This window comes from Paenarthrobacter sp. NPDC090520 (assembly GCF_044769205.1).
Taxonomy (GTDB): domain Bacteria; phylum Actinomycetota; class Actinomycetes; order Actinomycetales; family Micrococcaceae; genus Arthrobacter.
In genome coordinates, this window is record NZ_JBIVXM010000031.1 from 19,003 (window position 1) to 29,265 (window position 10,263).

10 protein-coding genes are annotated in these 10,263 nt (G+C 63.1%); 9 read left to right on the plus strand and 1 reads right to left on the minus strand.

Annotation, left to right across the window (positions count from 1 at the left end; genetic code table 11):
* Positions 1-142: 142 nt before the first annotated feature.
* The 9 genes from cpaB (at position 143) to ACIQTZ_RS22850 (ending at position 9,335) form a co-directional block, all read left to right on the plus strand.
* The gene (gene cpaB, locus ACIQTZ_RS22810) at positions 143-871 is read left to right on the plus strand and encodes a Flp pilus assembly protein CpaB (protein ID WP_400329186.1); all 729 of its coding nucleotides are present in this window, start codon (positions 143-145) and stop codon (positions 869-871) included.
* The gene (locus ACIQTZ_RS22815; protein ID WP_402984406.1) at positions 868-2,061 is read left to right on the plus strand and encodes a CpaE family protein; all 1,194 of its coding nucleotides are present in this window, start codon (positions 868-870) and stop codon (positions 2,059-2,061) included. The genes cpaB and ACIQTZ_RS22815 overlap by 4 nt, the downstream gene beginning before the upstream one ends.
* On the plus strand, positions 2,058-3,497 hold the full coding sequence (locus ACIQTZ_RS22820) for a CpaF family protein (RefSeq protein WP_402984409.1): 1,440 nt from the start codon (positions 2,058-2,060) through the stop codon (positions 3,495-3,497). The genes ACIQTZ_RS22815 and ACIQTZ_RS22820 overlap by 4 nt, the downstream gene beginning before the upstream one ends.
* 5 nt (positions 3,498-3,502) lie before the next feature.
* The gene (locus tag ACIQTZ_RS22825) at positions 3,503-4,450 is read left to right on the plus strand and encodes a type II secretion system F family protein (protein WP_402984412.1); all 948 of its coding nucleotides are present in this window, start codon (positions 3,503-3,505) and stop codon (positions 4,448-4,450) included.
* A 13-nt stretch (positions 4,451-4,463) separates the two neighbouring features.
* Complete coding sequence (locus ACIQTZ_RS22830) at positions 4,464-5,345, plus strand: type II secretion system F family protein (protein ID WP_402984415.1); 882 nt, start codon at positions 4,464-4,466, stop codon at positions 5,343-5,345.
* A gap of 15 nt (positions 5,346-5,360) precedes the next feature.
* Entirely contained in the window at positions 5,361-5,816 is a 456-nt protein-coding gene (locus ACIQTZ_RS22835) for a TadE/TadG family type IV pilus assembly protein (RefSeq protein WP_400329170.1), read from the plus strand.
* The gene (locus ACIQTZ_RS22840) at positions 5,804-7,252 is read left to right on the plus strand and encodes a pilus assembly protein TadG-related protein (protein WP_402984417.1); all 1,449 of its coding nucleotides are present in this window, start codon (positions 5,804-5,806) and stop codon (positions 7,250-7,252) included. The genes ACIQTZ_RS22835 and ACIQTZ_RS22840 overlap by 13 nt, the downstream gene beginning before the upstream one ends.
* A gap of 264 nt (positions 7,253-7,516) precedes the next feature.
* Positions 7,517-8,689 (plus strand): trypsin-like peptidase domain-containing protein, encoded by a 1,173-nt coding sequence (locus ACIQTZ_RS22845; RefSeq protein ID WP_402984420.1) that lies wholly within the window; start codon positions 7,517-7,519, stop codon positions 8,687-8,689.
* Positions 8,690-8,843: 154 nt separating this feature from the next.
* The gene (locus ACIQTZ_RS22850) at positions 8,844-9,335 is read left to right on the plus strand and encodes a hypothetical protein (protein ID WP_402984423.1); all 492 of its coding nucleotides are present in this window, start codon (positions 8,844-8,846) and stop codon (positions 9,333-9,335) included.
* Here ACIQTZ_RS22850 and ACIQTZ_RS22855 read toward each other — a convergent pair.
* Positions 9,287-9,970: a heme oxygenase (biliverdin-producing) gene (locus ACIQTZ_RS22855; RefSeq protein WP_402984426.1), complete on the minus strand. Its 684-nt coding sequence runs from the start codon at positions 9,968-9,970 to the stop codon at positions 9,287-9,289. The two genes, ACIQTZ_RS22850 and ACIQTZ_RS22855, sit on opposite strands and share 49 nt — an antisense overlap.
* Positions 9,971-10,263 lie beyond the last annotated feature (293 nt).

Consider the following 10,263-nt stretch of genomic DNA (forward strand, 5'->3'; position numbering starts at 1 on the left):
GACTCTGGCTACCGCCACTACTCTGCCGGCTGTCCGCCCATCCAGGACAGCCGGCAGCGTCGTTTACGGAGCACATCAAGGGGTCTGGGCCCCGGGTGAACCTCCGCGGTGTTGAGGTGTACCAAAAGGTGAGGAAGCAATCATGAAAACGCGCTTATTAGGGGGTATCGCCGCGCTGGTCCTGGCTGTCATCGGGACCGTGCTGCTGGTGAACTATGTCTCCAACGCGGACCGCAGGGCGCAATCGTCCCTGGATCCCGTCGACGTCGTTGTCGTCGAAAAGCCGGTCCCGGCCGGCACCAGTGTCCAGGAACTCAGTTCCTACGTTCAAATCCGGTCCGTCCCCAGCACCGCGAAGGCTGACGGGGCCTTGACCGCTCTCGATAAGACCAGCGGGCAGGTCACGTCCGTGGCACTGGAACCTGGCGAGCAGCTGCTCGGCAGCCGGCTTATCAACCCTGCCGAGCGGATCATGCCCGGCGCCGTTCCCGTGCCCGACGGCATGCAGGAAGTAACCGTGCTGTTGCCGCCGGAGAGCGTCGTCGGTGGCACCATCCGCGCCGGTGACCTGGTCGGGTTGTTCGTCACTCAAACGGACCCGAACAATGCCCAGGTCGCCAGCACCCAGTTGGTCTTCGACAAGGTCCTGGTCACCGCCATCCAGCAGGCCCCGGCCAGCACAGGGACCGCGCAGGAAGGCACCTCAGCCGTACCCAGCGGTGCCTCGTTCGTCACCCTGGCACGGAACTCCACCGACGCGGCCAAGGTGATCCTGAGCGCCCGGGTCGGAAACATCTGGCTGACCAAGCAGTCGGCCACCACGCCGGAGAGCCCCAAGACGCCGGTCAGCACCTCCGGGATCTTCCAATGAGCCGGTTCCTAGCCCTCACGGATGCCACCGGGTTTGAACAACGCCTGGCCCTGTCCCTGACCGCCGGCCACGAGCTGCAGGTCCTTCCCGGGATGGCAGCCCACCAAGCTCCCGCCGACGTTTTGAGTCGGAACGTCGGCGGGCCCATCGACGTCGTGGTCATCGGCCCGGACATCAACGCCGAGCATTGGTTCGCCCTGGCCTCAACCGTCGACGTGGACCACCCGGAGATCGTTGTCGTTCTGGCAGCAGCACCTGGCAACGATGTAACGTTGGCCGCGCTCCGCTCGGGCATCCGCGACATCATCGACCCGGAGCTTGATGCGCACGACCTCGCCCAGGCCCTGGAACGGGCGGCCCGGACTGCGGCTGGCCGCAGGCAAGCTGCGCAGCCCCTGGCCCAGGAGGCCGCTCCGCGCGGCCGGGTGGTCTCGGTCATGTCACCCAAGGGCGGGGTCGGAAAGACCACGGTGTCCACGAATCTCGCCGTCGGACTAGCCCGTACCGCCCCGATGGGCGCCGTGATCGTCGATCTGGATCTGCAGTTCGGCGATGTCGCCTCCGGCCTGGGACTGGCACCGGCCCACACCATCACCGATGCTGTACAAGGATCCGCGGCCACGGACGCCATGGTGCTCAAGGCCTTCCTGGCCCCGCACCCCAGCGGACTATACGCCCTGTGCGCGCCACTGCGACCGGCTGAGGCCGACCTCATCCAACCGGCCCACGTGGCTGCGCTGGTTCATCAGCTCTCCCTCGAATTCCCGTACGTGGTCCTGGACACCTCGCCGGGCCTGGGGGACGTGGTGCTGGCCGTCCTGGAAATGGCAACCGATGCCGTTTGGGTGTGCGGGATGGACATCCCCTCCATCCGAGGCCTCAATCACGGACTTGAGGTCCTGCGCCAACTGGACCTATTGCCGCCATCGAGCACGGTGGTGCTGAACTTTGCGGACAAACGCAGCGGCCTCACCGTCAAGGACGTCGAAGCTACCGTAGGGCTGCCCGTGGAAGTGGTGCTGCCGCATTCCCGCGCCGTGCCGTTCTCCACCAACGCCGGCGTGCCGATGCTCCAAGCCGGCCGCCGCGACCCCGTCGCCAAGGGCCTCGGATCGCTCGTGGCCAAACTCGCCGCCGGAACAACTGCTCCCACGGCACGGTCTTCACGCCGAAGGGTGGCAGTCTCATGAGCCTCATCGCACGTCTGGAAGCTGCCACCGCCTCAACGGCATCGGAAACGATCGGAACCCAGCCTCAGCCAGCACCGCTCTCGACAGCGTCAGGTATTTCTGCCGAACCGGGACGCCTGGAACAACTGGCACGGGCTTCGGTCAAACCATCAACGGACGCCTTGGCCGGTATCAAGAAACGCGCTGCGGACGAGCTGACCAGCCGCCTGGGCAGCCGCATCACCGACTCAGGGCTCGATGAAGGGGATGTCCGGCGTATGGTCCGTGAAGCCTTGAGCGAATTCATCGACGACGAACAGGTACCCCTGACCCCGGAGGAACGGCGCCGCCTGATCCGCGAAATCGTCGACGAAGTCCTGGGACTGGGCCCGTTGCAGAAACTCCTCGACGATCCCCTGGTCACCGAAATCATGGTCAACGGCGCCCACAGCATTTACGTCGAACGCGCCGGCAGGCTGCACCCGACCGGAACGACGTTCAGCTCTGACGCCCACCTGCGTCGGGTCATCGAACGGATCGTCTCCCGGATCGGGCGGAGGATCGACGAGTCCTCGCCCTTGGTCGATGCCCGGTTGGAGGACGGCTCTCGCGTCAACGCCGTCATCCCACCTTTGGCGGTGGATGGGCCCTCGCTGACTATCCGGAAATTCTCCGCTGTTCCGCTGACCGTGGAGGACCTGATCAAGTTTGACTCGATCTCCCCGGCCATGGCCCAGGTTCTGGACGCGTGCGTCAAAGCCCGCCTCAACATCATCGTCTCCGGCGGAACCGGCACCGGAAAGACCACGCTGCTGAACGTGCTCTCCTCCTTCATCCCCGAAGAGGAACGCATCGTCACCATTGAAGACGCAGTGGAACTGCAACTCCAGCAAGACCACGTCGTCCGGTTGGAAAGCCGCCCGGCGAACATTGAGGGCCGCGGAGCGATCACCATCCGGGACCTAGTGAGGAACTCCCTGCGCATGCGACCAGACCGGATCGTCGTCGGCGAAGTCCGCAGCGGGGAGGCCCTGGACATGCTGCAGGCCATGAACACCGGCCACGACGGGTCCATTTCCACGGTGCACTCCAACTCCCCCAGGGACGCGATCGCCCGCATGGAAACGCTCGTGCTGATGGCCGGCATGGAACTGCCCCTACGGGCCATCCGGGAACAGATCGCCTCGGCCGTGCACCTGATCGTGCAGTTGAGCAGGCTCAGGGACGGCACCCGCCGTGTCACGCACATCACCGAGGTCCTCGGGATGGAAGGGGAGGTCGTCACGTTGCAGGACGCGTTCTCGTTCGATTTCGCAGCTGGCGTGAACGCGGAGGGACGGTTCATCGGCAAGACCGTCGCCACCGGAGTCCGCCCACGGTTTGTGGAGAAACTGGCCGACATGGGGATCTACCTGCCCGCCGAAGCGTTCACGCCGCAACGACAGATGGGGCGGTGATTTTGGTGCAGGACCTCACACTGCCCGCCGGAGTCGGTGCGCTCCTCGTGGCCCTGTCCCTGTTGTTGTTCGTGGCGCTCCGCCCCCGCTACCAGGACATCGCCGTCGCCCGACGACGGCAGGCCGCGCCGGTCGAGACCGGCCCCTCCATGGTCACCCGGGTGGCAGACGCCACGGTCGCCGCCGTCGAACGCGGCGTCGGGCCCGGGAAGGGCGGGGTCTTCGGCGCCACAGCCCTCCAGGAAGCCGGCCTGGCCCTGAAGGCCTCGGAATTCATCGTGCTCATCCTGGCAGGCAGCCTGGTCTTGGGAGTCGCCGGCTTCGCCGTCGGTGGGCTGCTCTTGTGCATCCTCTTCGCTGTCATCTCGCCAGTGGTGGCTTGGATGCTCGTCACCGTCGGGGCCGGGAAGCGGCGCCGGAAGTTCGGGGACCAGCTCACCGACATGCTCCGGGCCATCTCCGGCAGCCTGCGATCCGGGCACAGCATCACTTCGTCCATGCACACCGCCAGCCTTGAAATGCCGGCACCAATGTCCGAAGAACTCTCCCGCATCGTCAATGAGAACCGCGTCGGACGCCCGGTCTCCGAGGCCATGGCCGAGGTAGGGCGCCGGATGCAGTGCGAGGACTTCGAATGGCTGAGCCAGGCGATCGAGATCAACCGGGAAGTCGGTGGCGACCTCGCGGGTGTCCTGGACCACGCGGCCGAAACTGTCAGGGAACGGTCCCAGATCAAAGGCCAGGTCCGTGCCCTGGCAGCAGAAGGCAAATTCTCCGCCTTCATCCTCATCGGTCTACCGTTCGTCGTTGCCATCCTCATCAACGTGGTCAATCCCGGATACATGGCCACGCTTTTCCAGTCGTTGCTCGGCTGGATCTTCATTACTGTCGGCGTGATCATGATGGCCATCGGGTCGTTCTGGATCAGCCGCATGGTCAAGATCGAATTCTAGGGAGGTGCCAGTCATGCCCGCACTTGTTTGGCTCATGATCGCCGCCGTGGTTCTGCCCGCGTCCTGGTTCGCTTGGTCGCTGATCGCCGTTGACCGTGCTTCCGGCCGGTTGATCCGTACACGGCTCCAGTCCGTGAGGCACGGAACGGGAACCGATGCTTCCGCCGGCCCCTCCATGATGACCAGGGTGGCCCGCAAACTGACCCCCGACGCCTACGTTCAACGCCTCGACCAGATCCTGGCTAAAGCCGGGCGGCCGGCTTCCATGCCGCTGGAGCGGCTGATCACCATCAAGCCCCTCGCCGCATTAGCCGGAGGCCTGTTGTTCCTGGTCCTGGGCGGGGGACGCTCCGCCGCCGGGGTGTTCCTGGCCGTGGTCCTCGCTGCCGCGGGCTATGTCCTGCCCGACCTGCTGGTCTACAACAACGGCATCAAACGGCAGCAGCGTATCGAGAAAGACCTGCCCAACGTGCTGGACCAGCTGCTGATTTCCGTCGAAGCCGGCCTCGGGTTCGAGGCCGCGGTCGCCCGCGTGGGCGGCAGCGGAACCGGTCCCTTGGCTGAGGAGCTCGTCCGCACCCTCCAGGACATCCAGGCCGGACGGTCCCGGAGGGAGGCGTACCGGGCCCTGGCCGACCGGTCCACGGTCCCTGACCTGCGCAGCTTCGTCGGCGCCGTCATCCAGGCCGACATCCAGGGCCTGGCCATCGCCCGGATTCTGAAACCCCAGGCCGAACAGATGCGCATCAAGCGGAAACTGCGGGCCGAAGAAAAAGCCATGAAGCTCCCCGTCGCGGTGATCTTCCCGCTGATCCTGTTCATCTTCCCGCCACTGTTCATCATCATCTTGGGCCCGGCCATCATCAACGCCATAGCCACATTCGCTGGTAAGTGAAGCGGGGAGGAAACCATGTCAAGGTCAGTCAAAACGCGTCCCGGGACACAGGGCGACCGGCAACGCGGAGCCTCCGTTGTCGAGTTCGCCCTCATCGTCCCTCTGCTGCTGTCCATGCTGCTCGGGGTCATCGACTTCGGAGTCGCCTACAGCGAAAACATCAGCCTTCAGGCCGCAGCCCGTGAAGGCGCTCGGCAGGGTGTCACCAACGGCGACGTCATCGCCTCCGTGACCGGTTCCAAAGGCAACCTCGATGCCACGAAGCTCCAATCCAAGTTCGTCGTCGACACTACCGGCGGCACGCCAGGGAAGCTCGTAGTCTGTCTGCGCTACCCGCAACGTTCCGTCAGCGGGTTCTTCAGCTGGATGCTCGACGGCTACTTCGACACGAAATACGTCATGAAAATGGAAGGCACGGCAACCGTGACCTCAGGAGCCAAAAACTGGACCGGTGGAACATGCGCCGCCTAAAGACCTCAGGACGCCAGTCCCGGACAGCCACCTCCGCCGGGCGGAAAAATAGTGACGAGCGGGGTGCCTCAGTCGTCATCTTCGCGCTCATGGTGCCGTTGCTGTTCGCCGCACTGGCCTTGGCCCTGGATTTCGGCAAGCTCGCCTACGAACGCCAAGACCTCAGCAACGCCCTGGACGCGGCAGCCCTCGCCGGGGCAGGCTCCTTGCCGAATGACCCAATAACGGCACAGAGCGCCGCGATTGCCTACGCGAAGTCCAACGATCCGCAGGCGAACCCCACCATAACCTTCCGCTGCCTCGTGGCCTCGACAGGAGCGTCGAAGAGCGTGGCGGCCGGCCAGGTACCCAATGTGTGCGATCCCGGCACCACTGCCGGCGCGAAATGCAACGAGACACTGTGCTCCATCCCGTGCGTTCCAGGTGGAACCAAGACGTGCAACACCATCATCGTGACAGCCGCGAAAGATGTTCCATTCGCGTTTGCACCCGTCATCGGGGTCAACACAGGGAACACCGGTTCGCTGTCCTCCATTGCCTGCAAAGGGTCATGCGGATCGCAGGTGCCGAATCCCATGGACATCGTGATGGTCGCGGACCGTACCGGGAGTATGTCCACATCAGACCGCACCGCGATGGTCGCCGGGATCAAGAGCACCCTGCAGACCATGACCAAGGAACAGCAATACGTTGCCCTGGGCACCATCGGCCGAAGCAGCACCAGCCCGGGCAGTTGCATCACCACGCCGTCCACTTCGCAGACAACGGGACCATGGCTTCCAGTGCCGTTCTCCAACAACTACACCACCAACCCCGCTATACCCGGCGGAACCCCACCACTGAACAACAGCAGCACGCTGGTCAGTGGCCTGAATTGTCTGGGCGCCTCCAGTACCGGCACCTATCTCGCATCACCGCTGAAGTCGGCAGCCAGGTACGCGCTCGGGCTGACACCCAACAACCTCGGTTCGCTCCCGGTCAGGTCAACCCCTGCCAAGAAGGCCATCATCCTGGAAACCGACGGCGAGCCGAACGAGCAGAACATCACCGGCGGAACCACAGCGTTGAGCAACAGCGGCGATCTTGGCACGACGAACGGTGCCACAGCGTGCCAAAACCTCAAGGACGTCGCAACCAATGCCAAGGCTCAAGGCCTGCTGATCATCACCGTTGCCTTTGGTGACGCCAACTCGGCCCGGTGCACCAGCGGAGGATCGTTCGTTCGGGATGTGCTCGCCGCGGCCGCCTCACCCAAGACAGCCGGTGTCCCCAGCGCGGCATCCAATGACTGCTCCACCACTGCGTTGAGGGCCACCGAAAACGCGGACGGTGACTTCTTCTTCTGCGCAGCAACGGGCGCGGAAATGGGCCCGATCTTCGCCTCCGCCGTCAACGCCATCAGCACAAGTTCCCGCCTCATCAGGTTGCCCGAATGAGCAGCGCTGACTAGAGACGGCCCCAGGACCGGCCGTTCGTGGATCCCAGACTACGGGCGGCCGACAGGGCCCCCTCCCGGTACCCAGAGCCGGGAGGGGGTCTGCCCAAGAAACCCGAGTACCCGGAGTCCACCCGGCAAGTAGCGGCCTGGCGAAAAGTCGAGTACCTCCAAGGCATGTTTCATCCCTTTCAGTTCATCTACACTCCACATACAGGCTGGGGTGCGCCATTATTCAGAGCATTTTGAGCATCAGGAAGCCGCCATGAAATTATCAAGCTCGTCCTGGAAACCGGGGAAGAAAGGCACAGTAACCTTCGCCATCGCCTCGGCTCTGACCGCACCGCTCTTGGGGTCCACTTCCGCCTGGGCCGACGTCAATTCGGACACCATCGACAAGTCCATCGTGTGGGTGGACACTGCGTGGTCCGCAACCGTTCAAGTCCCCTTTAAAGATGGAACCACGGAGACCTTCAAGACTACTTTGGTGACGCTTTGTACCGGTTGGTTCGTCAGCAGCACAGGGCACGTCGCCACTGCCGGCCATTGTGTGGACGCGGATGACGCCCTGTACACCAGCATCTACGCGAAGGTCATCGATGAGCAGAGCCTCACGGGCGTCAAGCCGGAAAACGTTGACTGGCCCTTGTCGCTGGCCGACCCTCAGATCAAGATTGACCAGCCCTCCGGCATCGACGGCGGCGTCCTGAGCGGCAAGACGGCCATCACGGCCCAGCTCATAGCCAAGCAAGGTTTCGAAAAAGGCGACAACGCCCTGCTCCGCATAGCGGATATGAAGGACACCCCGGCACTGGCGCTGGGCAGCGAAGCTCCCAAGGTCCGTGACAAGGTCACGTCCATAGGCTTCCCTGACCTGGTTGGCTCTACCTCCGATGTCGAACGGCAGAAGCCGTCCTACCTCTCGGGAGCCGTGAGCTCGCGAAGCTACTCGACCCAAGGCGTGCCCCGCACGGAGATTGATACAGACATCACACCAGGAATGTCCGGCGGCCCCTCAGTAAACGAAGCCGGTGAAGTCATCGGCATCAACTCCGCCTACGTCTACCAAGGTTCGGGCCAAGCCAACTACATCACCGACACGCAAACCCTTCGGGATTTCCTGACGTCCAATGGCGTCAAACTCACCGAGACAGCGTCCGCGAGTGCGACGCCGGCAGCCGCTGCGGATGTGCCGACGGGCAATACCCAGGACGGCGTGCAGGGCATCCCGATCTGGATCATTACCACTGTTGCTGTACTGGTTCTCGCTGTTCTGGCGATGGCCGCCCTCCTGTTCGTGACCTTGCGAAAACAACGGAAGCCTGCCGTGTATGCGCAGTTCCCCGCCGGCCAGCCGCCAGCCGGCCCACCGCCCACAGGCCCTCAGCTGCCGTGGATGCAGGATCCACCGCAGTCTGGCAACGGCCCACGACCCTGACATCCGAACATTCGGAACCAATTACCGATCGCCAGCCGTGGCGGGAAGGCGAAGTTTTGAGGAACTCTTGAGCGACACCAGCCACCGGAGTTGAGCCATGCGGCGCAAACTCTATTCCGGAACATGAACGGATCCAGGGAGGGGACGCCAATTCATGAGCGCGCTCACCAGCATCAACAACACAGGGTCGCAGTTTTCTGCCGCCGTTTCCGGCGAGTTTATGGCCTCCGGGGAACAGCGCGTTCCTGACGTGCCGATCCTGGATCTGAACCGTCTGCAGGTGTTGGCAGACGAACTTGCCTCGCCGGAAGAAGCCCAACGATTCCTGTCGGCCTACCTGCGGATGCTTCCGGAACGTGTAGAACGGATCGTGGACGCTGTCATGGAGCACGACGACGAGAAACTCACCGTTGCGCTTCTGAGCCTGGGTACGGCCTCGAACATGGTAGGTGCTTTGGAGTTGGAAGCCACCTGCCTCGACCTGAAAAACCTCGCCGCCGCCGGATCATTTAACCCCATAGTGCTGGAGCTGCCCGTGATTCGTCCCGCCGCAGCCAGGGTCAGGGCCGCCGCATTGTGGACCGGCCGGTGCGTTCGTCAGGAGAGCTTGGAATCCGCGCCCGATTCACTGCTGGAGCGCACATAGTCTTGCATGAGGTCCACGAACACTTGCTGGTTCGTCGCAAAGGCGTTCTTCGCGTGCCTGACGATTTCCTCTTTCTCCTCAGCGCTGAAGGGCGCCGAATCCAAGTGATGACGATAGGCGTCCTTGTACGGCTTAATTTTGTCGATGCCTTCGAAAGCGTAAAAGTTCAGGCCTTCAGGCCCCAGACCGTAGTGGCGTCGAACCAATGACGAAATGATCTGCCCTCCCGAGAGGTCGCCCAGATAGCGCACATAGTGGTGAGCCAAAAGGTAGGTCACCGACACTGGACCCAGAGAAGTGAGCTCCGCAGCGTACGCTTCGGCCCCGGGTGTCACATGCAGGGTTCCGGAGTCGAGCTGTGCATTCCAGTCGCTGCCGAAGTGGACATCCAGGTCCTTCTCCAGGGCATGGACCCGTAGTAACGCAGGGTCTGAAAACACGGCAAGCCGGGGATCATCATTGACCACCAGCGCCGCTTCCAATGCACGGTAGATCACCAAATTCTGCAGCAGCAGCTTGGATACCTGTTTCGCGTCCAAGCGCCCTGCCAGGAGTTCCGTGACAAAGCCAGTCTGTTCTGCCTCCTCGTGCGCTGCAGCAGTCTGGGCTTTCAACACCTCGGAAAAACCGGTCATGGCTTACTCCATTCAGATGACTCGGACGATCGGGATCCTGCCAGCAGCGCTGGTGAAACACTTTGGCAATACTTTTATGACCTAATTCTCCACACAAGTGCAAGGCCGTATCACCGTGCGTTACCAGGTCAGCTCTTGAGGGTTTCCTGAGGAACAGTTGATGGATTGCAGGATGGGTTCTTGAGGTGGGGCCGTCAAAGTATTTCTTGTCAGCCAGTAAGGCTGGAAACAAGGAAACGGCCGTCCGGGGAAACGGTGGCCACTTTGAAAAGGACACTGATTCACATGGCCAT

What these genes read in the sequence shown, in the direction of transcription:
- cpaB (WP_400329186.1), top strand. Translation starts at nt 143, where the DNA reads ATGAAAACGCGCTTATTAGGGGGTATCGCCGCGCTGGTCCTGGCTGTC.
- ACIQTZ_RS22815 (WP_402984406.1), top strand. Translation starts at nt 868, where the DNA reads ATGAGCCGGTTCCTAGCCCTCACGGATGCCACCGGGTTTGAACAACGC.
- ACIQTZ_RS22820 (WP_402984409.1), top strand. Translation starts at nt 2,058, where the DNA reads ATGAGCCTCATCGCACGTCTGGAAGCTGCCACCGCCTCAACGGCATCG.
- ACIQTZ_RS22830 (WP_402984415.1), top strand. Translation starts at nt 4,464, where the DNA reads ATGCCCGCACTTGTTTGGCTCATGATCGCCGCCGTGGTTCTGCCCGCG.
- ACIQTZ_RS22835 (WP_400329170.1), top strand. Translation starts at nt 5,361, where the DNA reads ATGTCAAGGTCAGTCAAAACGCGTCCCGGGACACAGGGCGACCGGCAA.
- ACIQTZ_RS22840 (WP_402984417.1), top strand. Translation starts at nt 5,804, where the DNA reads ATGCGCCGCCTAAAGACCTCAGGACGCCAGTCCCGGACAGCCACCTCC.
- ACIQTZ_RS22845 (WP_402984420.1), top strand. Translation starts at nt 7,517, where the DNA reads ATGAAATTATCAAGCTCGTCCTGGAAACCGGGGAAGAAAGGCACAGTA.
- ACIQTZ_RS22850 (WP_402984423.1), top strand. Translation starts at nt 8,844, where the DNA reads ATGAGCGCGCTCACCAGCATCAACAACACAGGGTCGCAGTTTTCTGCC.
- ACIQTZ_RS22855 (WP_402984426.1), bottom strand. Translation starts at nt 9,970, where the DNA reads ATGACCGGTTTTTCCGAGGTGTTGAAAGCCCAGACTGCTGCAGCGCAC.